Annotated in this window: 18 protein-coding genes and 1 pseudogene; 10 read left to right on the top strand and 9 right to left on the bottom strand. The window is 60.2% G+C overall.

The features are described 5' to 3' along the window. Positions 1–214 precede the first annotated feature (214 nt). Positions 215–994: a lysophospholipid acyltransferase family protein gene (locus tag PGC08_RS10215; protein WP_271708380.1), complete on the bottom strand. Its 780-nt coding sequence runs from the start codon at positions 992–994 to the stop codon at positions 215–217. 86 nt (positions 995–1,080) lie between these two features. Here PGC08_RS10215 and PGC08_RS10210 point away from each other — a divergent pair, with 86 nt between their 5' ends. Genes PGC08_RS10210 through PGC08_RS10200 form a run of 3 tightly spaced genes read left to right on the top strand, consistent with a single transcriptional unit; the run spans position 1,081 to position 4,129 of the window. Then, on the top strand, positions 1,081–1,872 hold the full coding sequence (locus PGC08_RS10210; protein ID WP_271708379.1) for an alpha/beta hydrolase: 792 nt from the start codon (positions 1,081–1,083) through the stop codon (positions 1,870–1,872). A gap of 29 nt (positions 1,873–1,901) precedes the next feature. After that, the gene (locus tag PGC08_RS10205; protein ID WP_271708378.1) at positions 1,902–2,324 is read left to right on the top strand and encodes a hypothetical protein; all 423 of its coding nucleotides are present in this window, start codon (positions 1,902–1,904) and stop codon (positions 2,322–2,324) included. A 59-nt stretch (positions 2,325–2,383) separates the two neighbouring features. After that, positions 2,384–4,129 (top strand): DEDD exonuclease domain-containing protein, encoded by a 1,746-nt coding sequence (locus PGC08_RS10200; protein ID WP_271708377.1) that lies wholly within the window; start codon positions 2,384–2,386, stop codon positions 4,127–4,129. On the opposite strand, the pseudogene trpD reads toward PGC08_RS10200, so the two are convergent. After that, a pseudogene (gene trpD / locus PGC08_RS10195) lies at positions 4,097–5,217 on the bottom strand (anthranilate phosphoribosyltransferase). The gene PGC08_RS10200 and the pseudogene trpD sit on opposite strands and share 33 nt — an antisense overlap. Before the next feature lie 181 nt (positions 5,218–5,398). Between trpD and ctaE the strand changes: the two are divergent. The 6 genes from ctaE to istB all read left to right on the top strand — a co-directional run bounded on the left by ctaE (position 5,399) and on the right by istB (position 12,808). Beyond that, positions 5,399–6,073, top strand: a complete 675-nt coding sequence (gene ctaE / locus PGC08_RS10190; RefSeq protein WP_442868134.1) for an aa3-type cytochrome oxidase subunit III — start codon at positions 5,399–5,401, stop codon at positions 6,071–6,073. Positions 6,074–6,130: 57 nt separating this feature from the next. Further along, positions 6,131–6,916, top strand: a complete 786-nt coding sequence (gene qcrC, locus PGC08_RS10185; protein ID WP_271708376.1) for a cytochrome bc1 complex diheme cytochrome c subunit — start codon at positions 6,131–6,133, stop codon at positions 6,914–6,916. Between the two features lie 49 nt (positions 6,917–6,965). After that, the gene (qcrA, locus tag PGC08_RS10180) at positions 6,966–8,009 is read left to right on the top strand and encodes a cytochrome bc1 complex Rieske iron-sulfur subunit (protein ID WP_271708375.1); all 1,044 of its coding nucleotides are present in this window, start codon (positions 6,966–6,968) and stop codon (positions 8,007–8,009) included. Then, on the top strand, positions 8,006–9,631 hold the full coding sequence (gene qcrB, locus PGC08_RS10175; protein WP_271708374.1) for a cytochrome bc1 complex cytochrome b subunit: 1,626 nt from the start codon (positions 8,006–8,008) through the stop codon (positions 9,629–9,631). Before qcrA ends, qcrB begins: the two co-directional genes overlap by 4 nt. An 823-nt stretch (positions 9,632–10,454) precedes the next feature. Next, entirely contained in the window at positions 10,455–11,999 is a 1,545-nt protein-coding gene (gene istA, locus PGC08_RS10170) for an IS21 family transposase (protein WP_271710062.1), read from the top strand. Beyond that, a complete protein-coding gene (gene istB, locus PGC08_RS10165) occupies positions 11,996–12,808 on the top strand; it encodes an IS21-like element helper ATPase IstB (RefSeq protein WP_271708373.1) in 813 nt (270 codons plus the stop codon). The genes istA and istB overlap by 4 nt, the downstream gene beginning before the upstream one ends. A gap of 119 nt (positions 12,809–12,927) precedes the next feature. On the opposite strand, the gene PGC08_RS10160 is transcribed toward istB, so the two are convergent. From PGC08_RS10160 to PGC08_RS10150, 3 genes are all read right to left on the bottom strand, one after another. Beyond that, a complete protein-coding gene (locus tag PGC08_RS10160) occupies positions 12,928–13,119 on the bottom strand; it encodes a hypothetical protein (RefSeq protein ID WP_271708372.1) in 192 nt (63 codons plus the stop codon). 492 nt (positions 13,120–13,611) lie between these two features. Further along, positions 13,612–13,836, bottom strand: coding sequence for a hypothetical protein (locus PGC08_RS10155; RefSeq protein ID WP_271708371.1), 225 nt, complete (start codon positions 13,834–13,836; stop codon positions 13,612–13,614). A 42-nt stretch (positions 13,837–13,878) separates the two neighbouring features. Further along, a complete protein-coding gene (locus tag PGC08_RS10150; protein WP_271708370.1) occupies positions 13,879–14,262 on the bottom strand; it encodes a transposase in 384 nt (127 codons plus the stop codon). A gap of 586 nt (positions 14,263–14,848) precedes the next feature. Between PGC08_RS10150 and PGC08_RS10145 the strand changes: the two genes are divergently transcribed. Next, positions 14,849–16,273, top strand: coding sequence for an IS1182 family transposase (locus tag PGC08_RS10145; RefSeq protein WP_271710061.1), 1,425 nt, complete (start codon positions 14,849–14,851; stop codon positions 16,271–16,273). A gap of 432 nt (positions 16,274–16,705) precedes the next feature. Here PGC08_RS10145 and PGC08_RS10140 read toward each other — a convergent pair whose 3' ends face one another. The 4 genes from PGC08_RS10140 to PGC08_RS10125 form a co-directional block, all read right to left on the bottom strand. Further along, on the bottom strand, positions 16,706–17,107 hold the full coding sequence (locus PGC08_RS10140; RefSeq protein WP_271708369.1) for a cytochrome c oxidase subunit 4: 402 nt from the start codon (positions 17,105–17,107) through the stop codon (positions 16,706–16,708). Then, entirely contained in the window at positions 17,104–18,801 is a 1,698-nt protein-coding gene (gene ctaD / locus PGC08_RS10135; RefSeq protein ID WP_271708368.1) for an aa3-type cytochrome oxidase subunit I, read from the bottom strand. The genes PGC08_RS10140 and ctaD overlap by 4 nt, the downstream gene beginning before the upstream one ends. Next, the gene (ctaC, locus tag PGC08_RS10130; protein ID WP_271708367.1) at positions 18,798–19,670 is read right to left on the bottom strand and encodes an aa3-type cytochrome oxidase subunit II; all 873 of its coding nucleotides are present in this window, start codon (positions 19,668–19,670) and stop codon (positions 18,798–18,800) included. Before ctaC ends, ctaD begins: the two co-directional genes overlap by 4 nt. Before the next feature lie 108 nt (positions 19,671–19,778). Further along, the gene (locus PGC08_RS10125; protein WP_096160711.1) at positions 19,779–20,483 is read right to left on the bottom strand and encodes a leucyl/phenylalanyl-tRNA--protein transferase; all 705 of its coding nucleotides are present in this window, start codon (positions 20,481–20,483) and stop codon (positions 19,779–19,781) included. Between the last annotated feature and the right edge of the window lie 13 nt (positions 20,484–20,496).

Below are 20,496 nucleotides of genomic sequence, written 5' to 3'. Positions count from 1 at the left end.
GGGAAGCGAGATCGCTTTGAAGAGCAGAGAACATAACTATTCTAGCCCTCTTCTCAGCGAACCTACAGTGGGATTCAACAACTCCAAGCTATTCTCCCGGGCCTTCCAGGACAAACACCTCAAGGTAACAATTTCTGCGTGTCGCCGTTATCGCAGTATTCGAACACGTGATTCAGGCACAGACGGACCGTTCGATACCGCTCTGGGAGCCCGCTCATTCGGTCTCGGGCTGCGCTTGGTCGTCCTTGGCGCCGGTGGATCCCTGCGGCTTGTCATCCTCAGCCTTCCGATCCTCAGCCTTCTTGGGCTTGGCGCTGGTCAGGAGCTTCGTCTTGACGGTCGACGCGTACTTGTCGACGTACTCCTGGCCGGAGAGCCGCATGATCTCGTACATGATCTCGTCGGTGACGGATCGGAGCAGGAACCTGTCGTTGGGAAGGCCCTCGTACTTCGAGAAGTCCATGGAGGATCCGAAGACTATTCCTACGCGTCGGAACTTCGGGATCAGGCGCCCCGGAGGCTGAATCTTGTCGGTGCCGATGATCGCAACGGGAATCACAGGGGCACCAGATTCGAGGACCAGGCGGGCGACGCCCGTGCGGCCGCGGTAGAGCTTGCCGTCCGGTGAACGTGTGCCTTCCGGATAGATTCCCAGGGAGTTTCCCTCTCTCAGAACCTTGAGTCCGGATTCCAGCGAGGCCTGAGAACCGGAGCCCCCGGCTCGATCCATCGGCAGCTGGTTGTTGAGTTTGAAGAACCACCGGGTGACCGCACCTTTGAGGCCGCGACCGGTGAAATAGTCCTTCTTCGCCAGATAGACGACAGGCCGGGGTGCTAGAAGGGGGACGAAGATCGAATCCATGAAGTGATTGTGGTTTCCCGCGATGATCGCAGGCCCATCCGACGGGAGGTTGTCCAACCCGCGCACCCAGGGACGGAAGAGGATCCGCAGAATGGGTCCGGCCACGACTCGCTTGAGAAACCAGTAGAACACGAGCACCCTTCCCTGTCACGACTCTTTGTCGTCCTCGGACATCATATATCGACACCATCAACGCACATTCATGCCATGCTGAACCTATGGAGATCGACTACTCACCACAATCGGTGCCGACTGCACCTTACCGGCAGATCGTCCCGGACTCTGCGTCTGCGGTGCTGTTTCTCCATGGGATCACCGGTTCCCCGGCCGCATGGTTCCCCATCGCCCGGAGCTTGACCGATCGTGGAATCAGCGTCAGCGTGCCGCTGCTTCCGGGCCACGGCACTCGGTGGCAGGACCTCAGTTCCACGCCCTGGTCCGAATGGCTCGACGCAGCGAAGGCGGAGCTTCAGGCACTGTCTCGAACTCACTCCCGGGTGGTGGTGGCCGGTCTGTCAATGGGCGGTGCCCTGGGATTGGCATTGGGTGCCGGGGATTCTCCTCCTGACGAGCTCGTGCTGATCAATCCTGCCCTTTACATCGATTCCCCGCTGACACCGTTTCTGCCCGTCATCAAGCACGTGGTCGCCTCTGTGCCGGCAATCGCCGGCGACATCGCACATCCGGATCGCTGCGAATATGCTTACGATCGCACCCCTGTCGCCGCTATCGCCTCGTTCGCTTCGGCACAGAGGACTCTTCGCGGGGACCTCTGGCGGATCGAATGCCCGGTCACCCTCTTCGTCTCCGGCCGCGACGGAGTGGTCGGGCCGCGGACCCTGCGAACCTTGCGATCGCGTCTGCCCCAGCGGCCGACGATCCGATCTCTGCGTCGATCTCGGCACGTAGCCACCTTGGACAATGATGCGGGCATCATCGCCGAGGCGATCCTGGACAAGGCGACATCCGCCGATCGTTTCCCGGCAGGAACCCCCGGAACCGGGGAATAGAGACACCAAGAAGATTGCTGATAGAGGACATGGACGAGGAGAAGAACGAGGATTGGCGTGATGAGGTTCCCGAGTCCGAGCGGCTCGGTGATTCTTCGCGCATCAGTGACAGTCACTGGGAGGATCTCGTCAATCAGATAGCAGAGCCCAGCGCCATGATGGGTGATATGCCTGTTGAAGAGGTCAGGGAGAGACTCGAAGAGGAAGAGGGCTGGGAGCCCGGGCCAGCGGAACCCATCGGCTGGCGCACCGCCTCGCCGACGCTGATGCTCTCTGTGGTCGCGACGTTCGGCGCTGTCCTGCTGTTGGTCCTCGGCGCGATCTTCTTCCGCCCACTGCCCGGCTGGTTTCTGTTGATCGGAATTGCTGTCGGCCTCGGCGGAGCGCTCGGCCTGTTCTTTCATCTTCCGACGAACCGTTCGCCCGACGAGGACAACGGCGCCTCGGTCTGATGTCGCAGTCGAACGTCGGACCTTCTCCTGTGTCAGGGGCGAGTGAAAGACTGGGGCCCATGTCCACCCCATTCGACCGAGCGCCGTCAGCAATCGCCTCCTCGCAGCTGTCGTTCGACAGTCTTGGCACTCCGCTCCATGAGGTCACTTTCGTCATAGTCGACCTGGAGACAACCGGTACAACTGCCGGAAAATCGGAGATCACGGAGATCGGTGCGGTCAAGATGCGCGGCGGCGAGGTTCTCGGGGAGTTTCAATCTCTGGTCAAGCCCGAGGAATCGGTGATCAGCCCGTTCGTGGCCCGACTGACCGGCATCACACACGCTATGGTCGATGATGCTCCCTCGATTCGCTCTGTGCTGCCGAGCTTTCTGGAGTTCTCCGTCGGTGCGGTCCTGGTTGCGCACAATGCTCCCTTCGACATCGGCTTCCTCCGCTCCGCGTGTGAGAAGCTCGACTACAACTGGCCTCAGCCAACTGTCCTCGACACCGTCACCTTGTCTCGGCGAGTAGTGAGTCGCGATGAGGTGCGAAATCACAAACTGTCGACTCTCGCCGCTCATTTCGGAACCGAAGTCTCTCCCGACCACAGGGCACTCTCCGATGCCAAGGCCACCGGAGAGCTGCTGCACCGGGTGCTGGAGCGATTCGGCGGCTATGGCATCACAACTCTCGAAGAGCTGGCGACGGTGCGCCAGGCCGGATGGGCGAAACGCAAAGCCAAATCTCATTTGGCCAAAGGGGTTCCGGCCGAACCTGGCGTCTACATGTTCCTCGATGGAACTCGACGAGTCCTCTACATCGGCAAATCCGGCAATATGGCGCGCCGAGTCCGGGGCTACTTCAACGCTTCGGAGAACCGCGGTCGGATGGCTGAGATGATCACAGCAGCTCAGGAGATCAGCTGCCTGCCATGCGCGCACGCGCTCGAGGCCGAGGTCAGAGAGATTCGCCTGATCGGAGAGCTCGCCCCGCCGTATAACCGTCGGTCGAAGAACCCCGAACGCAATTCGTGGATCGTTCTCAGCGATGAGTCATACCCGAGGTTGTCGGTGGTCCGTTCGAACACCGCATTGGAGAAGTCGCCTGCAACACCGATGGGCCCGTTCCGGTCACGCAAGACGGCCCAAGGGGTGAAGGAGCTTCTCGACACCCTCTATCCCGTCAAACGATGCACGGCGAAGATCACCTCCGCCAATCTCGGATCGCACCGCCCGTGCGTGAGTTCCCAGGTCGGTCAGTGCGGAGGTCCCTGCGCTGGCGTGACCGACAGGCAGGCGTACCTGGCCGACATCAGCGATCTGTTCGCGGTCATGGACGGTGACTTCTCAACGCTGCGTGATCTGTGCACACAGAGAATGTCGAGATTGGCCACCGAAGCCAGGTATGAGACAGCCGCCGAGGTGCGCGATGCCATGCGTTCGGGACTTGCAAACGCCGCACGGGCCGAATCCGTTCGTGCTCTGCGAGATGTCCCTGAGATCCTTGCGTACGCTCCGGGGTACGAAGGAGGTTTCGATCTCGCCGTCATCCGACATGGGAAGCTGGCCGCCGTTGCACACTCTCGTGGCTCGCGGGGAATCGACGAGGCCTTCGTTGCCATTCGCGCGACAGCGGAATGGGTTCCTGCACCAGGGAAGCTTCCAGCAGCATCCGACTCGCTGGCGGAAGAGACAAGGCTCCTGTCCCAATGGCTGCAGTCGGCGACTCTGACCTCGATGCGGGGAGCTTGGTCGCTCCCCCGCACCGGGGCCAATTTCCACGCGCAGGAATCAGGGACGGTTCGTCTCGGCGACCCTGTGTGAGACTGCGATCAGCTGGTCGAGCTTCTGCGCACCGAGGCCTGCGTCTACCGTTTCCTCTGCAATGGTCACTTTCGCCGCCATCCGCTCGGTCAGGCTGCCCACGGCAGACTCATCGGCTGCGACGAGTGCCGCTGCTGTATTGATGAGCACGATGTCGCGTACCGCTGACTTCTCTCCGTTGAGCACCGATCGGGTGATCTCAGCGTTCTGTTCGGGCCCGCCGCCACGCAGATCGTTCTTTGTGACACGTTCAAAGCCCAGGTCAAGGGCATCGAAGGTCATATGTTCGACCTCGCCGTGACGAATCTCCCACACATCGTTGACGTCGTGTTGCTCAGTTCGTCCAATCCGTCTCTCGAGCGGAACACGACTGCCTGGTGACCGCGCTTGGCCAAGGTGCCGACGACCAGAGGCGCCATCTGAGCATCAGCGACGCCGATCGCGGTGTGACGGGCACGGGCCGGGTTCGTCAGCGGTCCGAGGATGTTGAACGCGGTCGGGACGCTGATCTGACGACGCACTGCCGCCACGAACTGCATCGACGGGTGGAAGACGTTGGCGAAGCAGAATGCCAGGCCGACTTCCTTCGCGATGATGCCTGTCTGTTCCGGGGTGATGTCGAAGCGGACACCGAGAGCCTCGAGCACATCGGCGGAGCCGGAGGCCGACGACGTCGCACGGTTGCCATGCTTGACGACGCGCTGCCCGCTCGCGGAGATGATCATCGCTGCCGTTGAGGAGATGTTGGCAGTCTTCGCCCGATCGCCACCGGTGCCGACGATGTCGACCGAATCCTCAAGACCCGGCAGCGGCACGGCGTGGTCCATCATCGCGGAGACCAAACCGGCTATCTCGGCGACGGTCTCGCCCTTTGTGTGGTGTGCCACGAGAAATGCGGCCATTGTCACATCGGCTGTCCGTCCCGACATGATCTGGTCCATAGCCCAGACGGCGGCGGCCTCGTCGAGATCCTGCTGGTGCATGAGCGTCATGAGCAGATCGGGCCAGCTATAGGTGGTGCCCTGGGGTGTGGTTCGGAGCCCGGAATCCTGTGTTTCCGGGCTTGTCGTACGCGGTGTCTCCGTCATCCGAATGAACTTTCCTTAAGGGACTTCCACCACCTCTGACAACGAGATGGAACTTACCTGCGGCATCTTATCCTGTCTTCGACACGCGGGGGGCACGGTGATCCGACTACGAGATTCCGGCACCAAATCAAGGTTTTCGCTACACCGTGTAGAAAAATATTCACCGAAAGCTGGGTAAAAGATGAAAACTCACCCCGAGACGAGTAATAATGGAGTTGTGTCAACTGCCACTGCATCTCAAACAGCGCCAGCACATCCGGTTGTCAATCGTCCGAATGTGACCACGGTGGGCTTCATCGTGTTCCTCGCGAGCGACCTGATGTTCTTTGCCGCGCTCTTCGCCATGTACTTCACCATTCGATCCGTCGTGCCGGAATTATGGGAGTCTCAGACTGAGGTCCTCGACATTCCGTATGCGCTCGGCAACACGATCATTCTGGTGTCGTCTTCGTTCACCTGCCAGCTGGGCGTATTCGCAGCAGAAAGGTTCCGGCCGCGTCGGACGGGTTCACTGTTCAACCTCGCCAAATGGGGAATGGTCGAGTGGTTCTACCTCACATTCCTGCTGGGCGCTGTCTTCGTCTCTGGCCAGGTCATGGAATACGCCACCCTGGTCAGCGAGGGCATTGCCATTGACTCTAATGGCTATGGCTCCGTCTTCTACCTGACCACAGGCTTCCACGGTATTCACGTGACCATTGGACTCGTCTGCTTCCTGCTTGTGATCGGACGAGCATACGGAGCCAAGAAGTTCGGCCATCACGAAGCCACATTCGCGATTTGCGTGTCCTACTATTGGCACTTCGTCGACGTCGTCTGGGTTGGTCTCTTCGGAGTCATTTACCTCCTCCAGTAGTCGGCTCGAGATGCTCGGCCATTCGGACTCACAAAATTTCAAGCAAAGGACGATCACGTGAAGCTTTTAGCAGATCGCCGCAGGCATCCAATGGCGCTGGTTGTGCTGCTCTTGGTGGGCTTGTTGCTGACAGGCGGAGCATACGCTCTCTTCACTCAGACCTCGAGTGCCAAAGCCGATACGGCCAGTGCCTCGGACATCGATGAAGGCCAGAAGCTCTTCGTTGCGAACTGTGCAACATGTCACGGTCTCAACGGTGAGGGCTCGAAGGCCGGACCGGGCCTCATCGGGGTCGGTGCCGCGGCAGTCGACTTCCAAGTCGGAACGGGCCGTATGCCATTGCAGGCCAACGGGCCGCAGGCCCGCGCCAAGGAACCTCAGTTCGACGACGAGCAGACTGCGCAGCTCGCTGCCTATGTCGCATCGCTGGGCCCCGGTCCCGCCGTCCCTGAGGACGAAAACCTCGATGCGTCTAAGGGTGATCCTGCTGCAGGCGGTAGTCTCTTCCGCACCAACTGCGCCATGTGCCACAACGTGGTCGGCGCCGGCGGTGCTCTGACCCGAGGCAAATACGCACCGAACCTGGCGGATGTCTCCGAGAAGCACCTGTACGAAGCGATGCAGACCGGTCCGCAGAATATGCCAATCTTCAACGACGCGAACCTGACTCCCGATGACAAGCGCGACGTGATCGCCTATGTCAAAGAGGTGACGGAGACCCCCTCTCCCGGCGGATTCAAGCTCGGATCGCTGGGACCAGTGGCTGAAGGCCTCTTCATCTGGTTCTTCGGACTCAGCGCAGTCATCGGACTGACAGTATGGCTGTCATCCAGGGCGAAGTGAGCCAGCCAGTGTCGTTCAGTAACCACCACGAGAAAAGACGGGGAATTCAATGACCTCGAAAGACCACTTCGGCGGCGGCAGCCAGCTCGAGGAGTTGAATGGCTTCACGAACCCAGGGCTGCCGGAACACAAGCCGCGGATCGCCGACCGTGATCCGAAGGCCGCAAAGGTCGCCGAACGCCAAGTGGCGTTGTGGTTCGTGCTGTCGATGATCGGAACCATCTGGTTCATCGTCGCCTACTTCCTGTTCTCTCCCGGCGAGACGATGCAGAGCATTCGACTCCACAATACCTCCATCGGCCTTGGTGCCGCGGTAGCGATGTTCTCCATCGGCGTAGGCGCCGTCCTGTGGGCGAAGAACCTCATGAGCGATCATGAGGGAATCGATGAGCGTCACGACATCGGTGGCAGTGAAGAGGATCAGGCAGTTGCCCTTGAGATCCTGCACCAGGCCAAGGAAGAGTCAGGAATCGCCCGACGTCCTCTCCTGCGCAATACGCTGATCGCGGCACTGGCCATCGCTCCCCTGCCCGCAGTCCTCGTATTCCGTGACTTGGGCCCACTACCCGGGGACAAGCTGTTCACCACACTCTGGGGCGAAGGCATTCGCCTCATCCAGGACCCGGGCGGCATTCCATCGGTGGAATCCGAACGCCCGATCAAGGCAGTCGACGTCACCATCGGTTCGGCCTTCCACGTGCTGCCATCGGGCATTGGCGATGAAGAGATCAGCGATCACCCGCTCAATGAGAAGGCCAAGGCCGCCGTTCTCCTGATGCGCATTGATCCCAAAGACCTCAAAGAGGATCCGGATCGCAAGGACTGGTCACACGATGGCATTGTCGCGTACTCCAAGATCTGCACCCACGTCGGTTGCCCGGTCGCACTGTATGAGCACCAGACACACCACCTGCTCTGCCCCTGCCACCAGTCGACCTTCGATGTGACCGAACACTGCAAGGTCATTTTCGGCCCGGCCAAGCGCCCACTGCCGCAGTTGCCCATCTCGGTCGACAGCGAAGGGTACCTGGTCGCACAGTCGGACTTCCCTGAGCCCGTCGGACCTACGTTCTGGGAGATCAATCACCCATGAGTACTACACAACCCACAACAGCCGTCGGGAAAGCAGCAAACTTCACTGAAACGCGCGCTGGGGCCTCTGTCCTCGTGCGTGAATTCGGTCGGAAGATCTTTCCTTCCCACTGGTCCTTCATGCTCGGTGAGGTCGCTCTCTACAGCTTCGTCATCGTCATTCTCTCCGGCACATTCCTGACCTTCTTCTTCACCCCCGCGATGGGCGAGCTTCATTACGAAGGCCCTTGGGCTCCGCTGCGAGGCGTCGAGATCTCGGAAGCGTACAACTCGACCCTGGCGATCTCATTCGAGATTCGCGGCGGTCTGTTCATCCGTCAGATGCACCACTGGGGCGCACTGCTGTTCGTTGCTGCGCTGAGCATCCACATGCTGCGTGTCTTCTTCACCGGCGCATTCCGCAGGCCACGTGAGCTCAATTGGATCGTCGGTGTGCTCCTTGTCATCATGGGTATGGCAGCTGGTTTCACTGGCTATTCACTGCCCGATGATCTGCTCTCGGGCAACGGTCTACGAATCATTGACGGAATCGTCAAATCACTGCCCCTGGTCGGAACGTATCTCTCCTTCTTCATCTTCGGCGGAGAGTTCCCGGGCACCGACATCGTCGCCAGGCTCTACTCCCTCCATATCATGATCGTTCCCGCGTTGCTGATCGCTCTGATCGGTATCCACCTGGTGTTCGTCGTCGTGCACAAGCACACGCAGTACCCAGGTGCCGGCAACACCGAGAAGAACGTGGTGGGCGAGCCTGTTCTGCCGACATTCGCAGCCAAGGGCGGAGGCTTCTTTTTCCTCATCTTCGGTCTCATCTCCCTGATCTCAGCTCTGTTCACGATCAACCCGATCTGGAATTACGGGCCGTACGACCCATCACCGGTCTCGGCAGGCACTCAACCGGACTGGTACATTGGCTGGGCTGACGGATTCCTGCGCATTGTTCCAGGCTGGCTCGAATTCTACATCGCAGGTTGGCCGATCTCGCTGAATATCAACAGCGCGGTCATTGTCATGGGCGGCGTCTTCGGTGCGATGTTCATCTACCCGTTCTTCGAGTCTTGGCTGCTCAAGGACAAGCGTGAGCACCACATCCTCGATCGACCGCGCAACAACCCCACCCGCACCGCCATCGGTGTTGCAGGCATCATCTTCTACTGCAATATGTGGGCGGCCGCTTCCGGTGACATCATTGCGGTGTTCTTCCAGATGTCACTCAACGATATGATCTACATCTTCCGCATCGTGTTCTTCGTTGGACCGATCATCGGGTACATGATCACGAAGCGTATGTGCATCGGTCTGCAGCGCAAGGATCGTGAGATCGCACTGCACGGACGGGAGACGGCCCAGATCATCCGACTCCCACATGGTGAGTTCCTCGAGCGTCACGAGGCGCTGCCTCCGCACAAATTGTGGAAGCTGACAGCGTTTGAGTCGCCCACTTATACGCCGGCGGAGCCGAATGCGGAAGGTAAGATCACCGGACTCGAGAAGATCCGTGCGAAGCTCTCCAAGTTCTTCTTCGAGGACCGTGTTGCGCCAGTGACGAAGCAGGAGCTCGAAGCATCACACCATGACCATCATTCGGTTGAGTCGAACACTCACAACCAGCTCGGTCACTGATCGAGTCCGAGTTCAGATGACCTGATTCTGACGAATCGACGGTACGACGGAGGGGCCCGACAGTTTATGTCGGGCCCCTCCGTCGTACAGTCATCGTGCGCCGCTGAACATTCGAACTGAGTGTTTGAGCTGTCGTCATCCTGCGAGCGACGGTCGACCGTTCATACTGAAACCTTCACCATCACCGAGGTGGTGCTGGGATCTGTTCGGTCATTCCACGTGCGACCCGGCTCGACACCCGAGCTGCGGCGTACAGGGAGGTTCCGACACCCTGCACCGGACGGTGAATCAGCACCAGCAATGGAGACGTCGTAGCCTCCGCTCACACCATCGAATACTCAACCTGCTTCCCCGCCTGTCCGTTCAGATTGCGCAGTGAAGGGCATCGACGAACCGGCGAGTCGACATCCAGACTGAGGATATGAGTAGCGTAGGTCACCAACTGTCGAGGGTGGCTCGAACCGAGATGTCGTCGACGAGGTTCATCGGTGTGTACCGGGCTGCGCGGATACCAAAGTGCCCCGACCAATTTGGTCGGGGGCACTTGCAGCCGCTGTGGCGATGTTGCGTCAGGCTTGCTTCGGGGAGATGATGCAAGAAGAATCCAGGGATGAGCACAGGTGAATATTCGGCTTCTTGGGCGGCACTGACCTCGTCTTTGAACGCCACCTCTCCTGGGTGTCGATCGGTGAGTGTGACAGTCTGAAATGGCCCCGCTTGGAGCAACAATGATCCTCTGATTTGGCCCCACCCCCGACCTACCAGCCGTACCGTTCGTGATGTCGACCAAGACGATCACGAAGAGGTGGGGCACATGAAGGAGATGTCGAGAGTGGAGCAGTTCGAGAATATCCGACGAGACCGCAGAGATAATGAAATGTCGATTAGACAGCTGGCTCAGAAGTACAAGGTCCACCGCAGGACGATACGTCAGGCGTTGGCTGATGCGGTACCCCCGCCGCGGAAGGTTCCGGCCCGGGTGGCCCCGGTTCTCGGTGCCCACGTAGCCACGGTGCGCGGGTGGCTAGTCGCTGATAAGGAGGTCCCCCGTAGGCAGCGACATACCGCCCGGCGGGTATGGCAGCGCCTTGTCGAGGAGGAAGGAGTCGATGTCGCGGAGTCGAGTGTGCGGACCCTGGTCGCCGAGCTGCGCCGAGATATCTTCGATCAGTCTCTGGATGTGAAGGTCCCGCAGACGCATGCCCCTGCTGAGGAGGCCGAGGTCGACTTCGGGGAGTTCAATGCGCTGATCGGTGGGGTGTGGTTGAAGCTGTGGATGTTCATCCTGCGCCTGTCGCATTCGGGCAAGGCCGTGCATATCGCCTACGCCAACCAGGCTCAGGAGTCGTTCCTGGACGGTCACGTCCAGGCCTTCGACCGGCTCGGTGGGGTCCCGACGGGCATGATCCGCTATGACAACCTGACTCCGGCGGTGGTGCGGGTTCTGTTGGGCCGGGGCCGGGGCCGGGATGAGAATCCGCGGTTCATCGGTCTGCGGTCACACTACGGGTTCGACAGTTTCTTCTGCCAGCCCGGCATTGAGGGTGCTCATGAGAAGGGCGGTGTCGAGGGTGAGGTCGGCCGGTTTAGGCGCCGTCATCTGGTGCCGGTGCCCGAGTTCGCATCCCTGGCCGAGCTCAACGCTTTCATGGCTGCCGCCGATGCTGGTGACGACGATCGCAAGATCACCGGCCGGATCGAGACGGTTGGGGCCGCGGCGGCCCGGGAGCTGCCCGGGCTGCGGGGTTTGCCTGATGATGCCTTCGATGCCACGCAGACCCTGTCGTGTCGCGTCGATGCCCGAGCCAGGGTGTGCGTACGCCAATCGTATTATTCTGTCCCGGCCCGCTACGCCGGCAGACGCGTCCAGGTGCGTTTGGGGGCAACGGCGGTCACCGCAGTCGCCGAGGGTGCGGTGATCGCCGTCCATACCCGGTCGCTGCATAAGTACACCGAAGACCTGGTCCTCGATCACTACCTGGAGGTGCTGTCGCGCAAGCCTGGAGCATTGGCCGGGGCCACAGCGTTGACGAAGGCCCGGAGGGCCGGTGCGTTCACCGAGGCTCATCAGCGGTTCTGGGATGGCGCGCGCAGACAGCTCGGCGACGCGGCCGGGACTCGTGCGCTCATCGGTGTGCTGTTATTGAACCGCAGCCTGCCCGTCGGTGATATCGCCACCGGCATCACAGTCGCGACCGGGCTGGGACGCTTCGATGCTGATCTCGTCGCCGTCGAGGCCCGCCGGGCAGGCCAGGCCACGACCCCGCCACCGGCGGTGGTGGTCCCGGCCCATGCTGGACCAGCCCGGGACCGGCCGGTCCCGGGCCTGGGCGCCTATGACGAGCTGGTCGGGGTGGTGGGAGCATGAATGCCGAGACTGCCTTGGCGTCGACACCGGCGGTGACTGCACTGGGCGATCAGGCCGCCGAGGCCGCGATCACCACGGCCTGCCGGAGCCTGTTCATGCCCACTATCCGCGACCAGGCCGGGGTGCTGGCCGAGGCAGCGGCCCGGGAGCGACTGTCCCACAAGGCCTACCTGGCTGAGGTCCTGGCCGCGGAGTGTGATGATCGCGATGCCCGCCGCCGTATCCGGCGGATTAAGGAGGCGAAGTTCCCCCGGACCAAGCACCTGGCCGACTTCGACCCCACCGTGATCGAGGACTTACCCCCGGCCCGGTTGGCGACCCTGGCCACCGGAGCCTGGATCGATGCTGGTGAGCCCCTCGTCCTGCTCGGCGATTCCGGGACGGGTAAGACGCATCTGCTGATCGGTTTGGGGACCGCAGCGGCCGAGCAGGGACGCAGAGTCCGTTACGTGACGACAGCGGCCCTGGTTAACGAACTCACCGAGGCCGCTGATTCCAAGCAGCTCTCCCGGGTGGTGGGCCGCTATGCCCGTCTGGATCTGTTGTGCCTTGATGAGCTGGGTTATGTCAGCCTCGATTCTCGTGGAGCCGAGTTGCTCTTCCAGATCATCACCGAACGTGAGGAACGCGCATCGATTGCTACAGCCTCGAATGCCTCGTTCAGTCAGTGGGGTGCGACGTTTGCCGATCCGCGTCTGGCCGCGGCCGTTGTTGATCGGTTGACGTTTAACGCTCACATCATCAACACCGGCACCAGTTCCTACCGGTTGCGTACCACTCGGGCACGGGAGGCAACCGTGACCACTTGACCAACACGTTCAGCAAGCACGACCACACATGCCGGGGTGGGGCCAAATCAAAGCATCACAGTGGGGCCAAATGGGGTTGACACACTCAGTTGGTGCTTCACCTCCGATCTGAAGGGCTCTCACGGCGCCAAATTGCCGCTCAGAGCAAGTCGAGGCATTCCGTCGACGCGGTCATCGCCGCCGCTGATGCCCTGGGGCTCTCCTGCGACGAGGCAGCGGGGATGCCGGATGCCGATGTCTACGCTCGACTGTTTCCTGGCCGTGGCCAGCATGAGAGTGTCTACGCCCAACCTGATTGGAGTGAAGTCCACCGCGAACTCGCTCGCGTCGGGGTTACGCTGAAACTATTGCACAGCGAGTATCGCGATGCCTGCGCCACCGCGCACCGCTACGACCCAGTGGCGCTGAAAGGCAATATCGGGTGGCGCTCAACCGCAATAGTCAGTGGTGCTCACACCATCGAATACTCACACAGGTCGGTGATGATCTGGAAGAGCTGTATAGAAGGTGCTTTGGATGGCAGGTGTCAACGACGGGTGAATAATGACCCCTAGGCGACGGATGAAAATTGACCCCCGTTGCATGCTAGGAGGCATGATCACGACGGAAAACTGGGCTGAGATACGCCGGTCACACAACGCCTGTTGGTCGCCATGGAAAACTGCCCATAGGCGGACAGTAGAAATGCCCACTCCTGGCCAGTAGGACTGCCCAGTGACGGCCACGATTTCTGCCCCTCCGATGACATAAAGCCTCGTTCAATAGGGCAACCCCGAACCGCTTCAAGGCTATGATGACGGTGTCTAATCGATCGGCATCGGCGACGATGAGGATGTCCGGGTCGCCGGGATGCCAGTGGCCGCCTTGTCAACGACGCCTGCCATGAGGTTCTCGACGAAACGGAGCAGCTGTTTCGCAGTCACGGCTGTGGCATCGGGCGTCAAGCGGGTCGCGTCAAGGATCGCTGTCCACGATGCCGCTCCTGTTTCCAGGGCCGCGACGAATGAGTCGGGCCAGCCCGAGATCATATCCGCTCGGCCCCGTCCCCGAGCATAGACGGCGCAGAATGATCAGCCGGGACTCGTCCCGGCTGCTGGCCGCAACCAATTCGACACGTCCACGGCCAGCACGATCTCGTCCTTGCCATCGGGCGTGTGGATCGTGGGAATCGGAGCCTGCGCCAAGACCCTGCCGAGGTCGTCTTCGTCGATGGACCCGGCATTGAGGGCGTCGTAGACGCCCCCGTGACCGCGTTCTTGTCCGGCTTCTAACGACAGGTGGGCAATTCCTAATGGCCGTTGACACCCGGTCGAGCATGCCAGTGCGTCGGCGAGTTCGAATAGTGCTTCCGAGCGCAGAGTGCAGCACTGATACACGTTGGTCCGAAATGTATCGAGGTCTCGACGGGCGCCGTGTCGCTGCAGTTGTGTGAGGTTGTCGTCGGTGATAACCATGGGAAGAGCCACCGTTCTTTGCGTCTTTGCTAACACAATCAGCATGCAAGCAGTGGCGCTTCCCATGTCGACGACACGCCGCGAACACGGCTGATCACCCATCCTGAGAGGTCAAACAACAAGTTGAGTGGCTACAGATTCAGCAGTTCGCCGCCACTGTGAGTGGGGCGGACCGGCGGTGGAGATCGAGTAAACCAACACGCCGAAGGTGAAGGCTGAAAGTATCACGGAGAGGACGTCAACAGGCACGCACATGCAGCCACCGAAAGCGAGTGGGTCAAAGCTTTCAGAATCTTACACGACCTCCCGGTCGCGAGCTGCGGCCTGTTGGCCTATGAAGTCCCGCAGCGCGACTTTCGCAGAATCTCCCGGGTGATTGGTCCAGCAGCTCGTAATGCTCCGAGTCGTCACGCACTAGGTGTGTGGGTCAGTAATCACCATCATGGAGCAGGACACGCCGACTCTGCCGAGAATCGGATGAGGAAACACACCCGAAAAACTCCCTGTCGGCATGGTTGACCAGGTAAAATAGTGGAATGGATACGGGCAATGATGAACTGTTCACCATGGACACCAGGCAACGTGTATCGCTGCCACCGTCGGCGGTCCGGCCGGAGAGGCTAAACGCTTCCGCGACTACGACCAAACCCAACAGTTCCTCTTACCACCGAGCCTCGATGACTGGCTGACCGGCGATGACGAAGCCCGATTCATCTCCGAGATCGTCGAACATGTCCTCGACCTGACCGACATTTATGCCTCCTACGAAAACCTGCGGGGTGGGCCCCCGTACGAGCCAGCGATGATGCTCAAAGTCCTCCTCTACGCCTACTCGACTGGGATCACCAGTTCCCGCAAGATCGAGAAAGCCTGCCACCGGGATATCGCCTTCCGCTGGTTGACGGGTAACCAGACCCCGGACTACCGGTCTCTGGCGAGGTTTCGCAAACGCCACCTCAACGCCGTCGCTGGCCTGTTCACTCAAGTGTTGGCCGTGTGTGCCCAGGCGGGCATGGTCCAACTGGGTCGAGTCGCTCTCGACGGGACGAAACTCGATGCCAACGCCTCGAAACACAAAGCGATGAGCTATGACCGGATGGATACCAAGATTCAAGCCTTACAGTCCGAGGTCGACTCACTTCTGGCGGCTGCCGAAGACACCGATGAGGTCGAGGATGCCGAATACGGTCACGATCAGCGTGGTGATGAGATCCCGGACGAACTGCGCCACCGTCAGCGTCGTATCGCGAAACTGAAAGCCGCGAAGGCCGATATCGAGACCGAGGCCAAAGCCCGGGCAGCGGCGAAGGCACGAGACAAGGCTGCGAAGAAACACGCCAGCGCCGAGGAACAGGACACCGTCGCTGAGGAAGCAGCCGAGAAGGCTGTACCTCAGGCGAAAACGCAAAGGAACTTCACGGATCCGGAGTCGCGGATGATGAAGACCAATCACGGATTCGACTATGCCTACAACGGGCAAGCCATTGTTGATGAGACCGCTCAGGTCATCATTACCACCGACCTCACCGGCAAGGCCACAGACGTTCAGCAACTGGTGCCGATGCACGAGACCATGGTCGATCAACTCGCTGAGGCTGACATTGATCAACACCCGGGCGTGTTTCTGGGTGACGCCGGGTACTGTTCGAACGCGAATCTCACCGCGGCCGAAGACCTGGCGGGAACGGTGCTGGTCGCGACGGGCCGTGAACGTGCCGGTGAATCGTTTCCCGGCCCGGATGCTCCGGTGCCCGCGGATGCGACTGTCCGTGAAGCGATGGCCCACCGGCTGCGACAACCCGACGATCGTGCCCATTATGCCCGGCGAAAGGCGATCGTGGAGCCGGTGTTCGGGCAGATGAAAACGAGGCAAGCGGCCGGGCAGCTCCGGTTGCGGGGGTTGGCGGCGGTCAAGTGTGAGTGGGTGTTACATGCGGTGTGTCATAACCTCCGCAAACTCCGCGCCATTGCCTCGTTTCCACCCGTAATCGGGGCAATGGCTACCACCTGAGACAGGGTGAGGGGCCCAGGCCTGTCCGGATGAGGAGGTACGAGCAGAGGCGAGAGCCTTGTCAGGGCCGATGGCCACCACTGTGGGTGATCACCATCGTTGCCGAGGATCTGAGTCGGCGGGTGCCTACGATCCTTCGAGACATTTCAGACCCACACACCTAGGAGCGAAGGCTCGTCGAGGTGAGGCGCTGAGCTCTGCACTCGTCCGGCCTGGTCCTCTCGGGGCTCTGCAGACACTCCTGGTTGTCGAGGTGGTGACAGCGATCTGGCAGATCGCCTGGCAGTTCTTTGCCACGGAAGAACTTGCCGGTGTGGTGCCTGCTCCTCTTGGACTGTTCCATAAGACTGTACGTGAGTACAGCGAGGGCCCGGACTCGAAGGAGTCCGGGCCCTTAGCGCTATCCGATATCAGTGTTCGGTCTGGAACGAATCAGTGGGCGTGATCTCCACGATCGTGTTCGAACGAAATGCCGACGAGAGCCACAACGCCGAGGACGGCGCCGAAGGGGAAGATCCACCAACCCATTGCGATTCCATAGAACGACACTGCAACCGCGGCGGCGGAGACAATGGGCCACCAGCTCCATGGACTGAAGAACCCGTAATCCGCATCGGCATCCGAGATCTCAGCATGCTCTGAGTCCTGAGGCTGTCGACCGACTCGCCGGTCTGTCAGCCACAGGTAGACGCCGATCATCCCCGACATCGCTCCGACGAGCAGAAGTGCCGGAAAGCCGACGAGTTCTGTGAAGTCGGTATAGATACCATAGACAACGGCTACTGCGACGAAGAAGATGGCGCAGAAGTTGAAAACATAGATCGATGATTTCATTTGACGTCACCTCCGGCGAGTTGTGGTTCACCGGCACCGTGCCCGGCGTGCTCGAGCAGTTCGGGGTGGTTCACATCGAATGCCGGGCGCTCGGAACGGATGCGCGGCAGAGAGGTGAAGTTGTGGCGTGGAGGTGGGCATGAAGTCGCCCACTCCAGTGAACCGCCGTAACCCCACGGATCGTCGACCGTGACCTTCGGTGCGTTGCGAGCGGTGATCCACACGTTCCAGAAGAACGGAACCATGGACAGGCCCAACAGCATCGCCCCGACAGTCGACACCTGGTTCATCCAGGTGAAGCCATCCTGCGGCAGGTAGTCGGCGTAACGACGGGGCATCCCGGCAACACCCAGCCAGTGCTGAACAAGGAAGGTCGCGTGGAAGCCGATGAACAGCATCCAGAAGTGGATGTGCCCGAGCTTCTCGTTGAGCATCCTGCCGGTCCACTTCGGCCACCAGAAGTAGAACCCGGCGAACATTGCGAACACGACAGTCCCGAAGACCACGTAGTGGAAGTGCGCGACAACGAAGTAGGAGTCCGAGACCGCCTGATCAAGGGCAGGGCTGGCCAGGATGACACCGGTGAGGCCACCGAAGAGAAATGTGACGAGGAACCCGATGGACCAGACCATAGGCGTCTCGAAGGTGATCGACCCTCGCCACATCGTGCCAACCCAGTTGAAGAACTTCACTCCCGTCGGAATAGCGATGAGCATCGTCATGAACGCGAAGAACGGCAGGGCGACAACACCAGTGACATACATGTGGTGGGCCCACACGGTCACAGACAGTGCCGCAATTGAAATCGTCGCGAAGACCAGTTCCTTGTAGCCGAAGACGGGCTTTCGACTGAACACCGGGAAAATCTCGGTGACGATGCCGAAGAAGGGCAGGGCAATCACATAGACCTCCGGGTGACCGAAGAACCAGAATAAGTGCTGCCATAGTATCGGTCCGCCATTAGCCGGACTGAAGACCTGGGACCCCAGTATTCGATCAGCTCCCAGCACCAGCAGAGCAGCTGCGAGGGGCTGGAACGCCATGAGAACCAGAATGCCGGTGATTAGGACGTTCCAGCTGAAGATGGGCATACGGAACATGGTCATACCTGGAGCACGCATCGTGATGACGGTGGTGATGAAGTTGACCGATCCGAGGATGGTTCCGAAGCCCTGTATAGCCAACCCGAGTACCCAGAGGTTACCGCCGGCACCAGGCGTAAAGGTCGTATTGCTCAACGGAGCATACGCGGTCCAACCGAACGACGCTGCACCTTGAGGAGTGAGGAACCCGGAGAGAGCGACCAGCGAGCCGAAGAGAAACATCCAGAAGGAGAAGGCATTCAGGCGTGGGAAAGCCACGTCGGGAGCACCGATCTGCAGTGGCATGATCACGTTTGCGAAGCCCGCGAACAGCGGGGTGGCGAACATCAGCAACATGAGGGTGCCGTGCATCGTGAACAGCTGGTTGTACTGTTCTTTCGTCTCAATGATCTGCATGCCTGGGTCGAAGAGCTCGAGCCGGATGATGAGCGCCATGACGCCGCCGATGCAGAAAAAGAAGAACGACCCAATCAGGTACATGTACCCGATCGTCTTGTGGTCGGTCGACGTGATCCAGTCGACGATGATCTTTCCCTTGCTCCGCGGAACAACAGGGGCGTCAAGGGTAGGCTGATTGATCGTTGCGGTCATTTTTCAGCACCTTCTTTCGGGTACCAGTTGCGATCATACTCAGGGCCAAGCTGACCGGTGTTGCCTTGGTCGCCGAGTGACTTTGTATACTCCTCGAACTCGTCCTTGGACACGACCTTCACATTGAAGAGCATCTCCGAGTGGAATTCACCACAAAGCTCGGCACACTTGCCCACGTACTCGCCTTCCTTCTCAGCGCGCAGATTCAGACTCTGGTCGAGACCAGGAATCATGTCGCGCTTCTCGAGGAAAGCGGGGACCCAGAACGAGTGAATGACATCGCGTGAACGGAGCTTGATCTCAAGGTCGGTGTCGACCGGAAGGTAGAGGGTCGGTGCGTTCTCCCCCGGTTTCTCACTGCCATCGAGGGGCGCCTGTGTTCCTGCGAAGTACACGTCTTGATTGACGTAGTTGAAGTCCCATGACCACTGTTTGGCGGCGACTTCGATGACCTGTTCACCTGGTGTGGTGTCGTCGGTGGTCTTCTCCATGACCTGTACGGTCTGGAAGAAGAATCCGAGAACCAGGATGACTGGGGTGACCGTGAACAGGATTTCGATCGGCATACTGTAGCGCAGCTGCACAGGCAGTCCGCGATCGTTCTTGCGGCGGCGGTAAGCGACCATCGCCCACAGGATGAGCCCCCAGACGATCAGCCCCACAATCAGCAGGGCGATCCATGCGCCGTTCCACAGAGAGGTGTATGCCTCGGTGTGGTTGGTGGCGCCCTTCGATTCGGCGGGGAAGAATCCTGTGGAGACTTGCTCTTTCGTGCAGCCGGACAACAACGCCAGTACAGCGACGGCGCCCAGAGTGCCGAGCCGCTTCGCCCAGGACTTTCCCGGTCCTGCCTGATTCGGAGAATCCACGTGCAGCCTTTCACAACCTTATTCGCCTCGGGGTGCCCCAAAGACGAATTCTTACTATGTCAGTTACCAGAGTACCGCTACAAGCGGTAGAAATTCACATGCAAATGATCATTTGTTGAGAATAACCTGACAACGATCCCCGCGGAGAGCGGAATCTAGCCGAGTGGAGTACTCGAGACCGCTGATCTCCGACACGCCGAGACTGGCCAGGTGTGAGGTCTGCCACTGTGTATCGATGAGCCATCTGTGGTGGTCATCGTCATTATCAATCGAGGTGGGAGCGCTCGAGACAGCGTTCTTCGCCCCGGGCTCCGAGGGATGATTGTCAAGGGTTTCGTCGAAGAGAGAGACCAGGTGGACGAGTGCGGCTTTGGAAGCATCGCGCCGTGTATGGAACATCGATTCTCCGGCGAAGAACGACCCCATGGCGACGCCGTAGAGACCCCCGACGAGGATGCCTTCGGATCTGATCTCCACCGAATGGGCCCACCCGTCTTTGTGGAGACCCAGGTAGAGGCTGATGATGTCTTCGGTGATCCAACTGCCGGGCCTGCTGGGGTCAGCACAAGCCCGGATGACGTGTTCGAAGTCTGTGTTGACGCTGCATTCGAAATGGCGCATCGATTTGCGCAGGCTCTTGCTGACTTTGAGATCTCCGGGGAGGAGGACCCCTCGACGCCGCGGACCCCACCAGCCCATGCGACCGGTGCCGCCACTGCCGATTCCCATCGGGAACAGTCCGGCCCGATACGAAGAGAGGACCTGGGCCTGCGTTGCCGTGTATGACACGGCGCGCAGATCTTCCAGGTCCATCTCAGTGACTTTC

This window comes from Brevibacterium sp. BDJS002 (genome assembly GCF_028201555.1).
GTDB classification, from domain to species: Bacteria; Actinomycetota; Actinomycetes; order Actinomycetales; family Brevibacteriaceae; genus Brevibacterium; species Brevibacterium aurantiacum.
This window is presented reverse-complemented; position numbering and strand designations above follow the sequence as displayed.

Bases quoted from the DNA above. Each gene is read 5' to 3' on its own strand.
- PGC08_RS10210 (WP_271708379.1), top strand. From the start codon at position 1,081: ATGGAGATCGACTACTCACCACAATCGGTGCCGACTGCACCTTACCGG.
- PGC08_RS10205 (WP_271708378.1), top strand. From the start codon at position 1,902: ATGGACGAGGAGAAGAACGAGGATTGGCGTGATGAGGTTCCCGAGTCC.
- PGC08_RS10200 (WP_271708377.1), top strand. From the start codon at position 2,384: ATGTCCACCCCATTCGACCGAGCGCCGTCAGCAATCGCCTCCTCGCAG.
- ctaE (WP_442868134.1), top strand. From the start codon at position 5,399: ATGAAAACTCACCCCGAGACGAGTAATAATGGAGTTGTGTCAACTGCC.
- qcrA (WP_271708375.1), top strand. From the start codon at position 6,966: ATGACCTCGAAAGACCACTTCGGCGGCGGCAGCCAGCTCGAGGAGTTG.
- qcrB (WP_271708374.1), top strand. From the start codon at position 8,006: ATGAGTACTACACAACCCACAACAGCCGTCGGGAAAGCAGCAAACTTC.
- istA (WP_271710062.1), top strand. From the start codon at position 10,455: ATGTCGAGAGTGGAGCAGTTCGAGAATATCCGACGAGACCGCAGAGAT.
- istB (WP_271708373.1), top strand. From the start codon at position 11,996: ATGAATGCCGAGACTGCCTTGGCGTCGACACCGGCGGTGACTGCACTG.
- PGC08_RS10155 (WP_271708371.1), bottom strand. From the start codon at position 13,836: ATGATCTCGGGCTGGCCCGACTCATTCGTCGCGGCCCTGGAAACAGGA.
- PGC08_RS10150 (WP_271708370.1), bottom strand. From the start codon at position 14,262: ATGGTTATCACCGACGACAACCTCACACAACTGCAGCGACACGGCGCC.
- PGC08_RS10140 (WP_271708369.1), bottom strand. From the start codon at position 17,107: ATGAAATCATCGATCTATGTTTTCAACTTCTGCGCCATCTTCTTCGTC.
- ctaD (WP_271708368.1), bottom strand. From the start codon at position 18,801: ATGACCGCAACGATCAATCAGCCTACCCTTGACGCCCCTGTTGTTCCG.
- PGC08_RS10125 (WP_096160711.1), bottom strand. From the start codon at position 20,483: ATGGACCTGGAAGATCTGCGCGCCGTGTCATACACGGCAACGCAGGCC.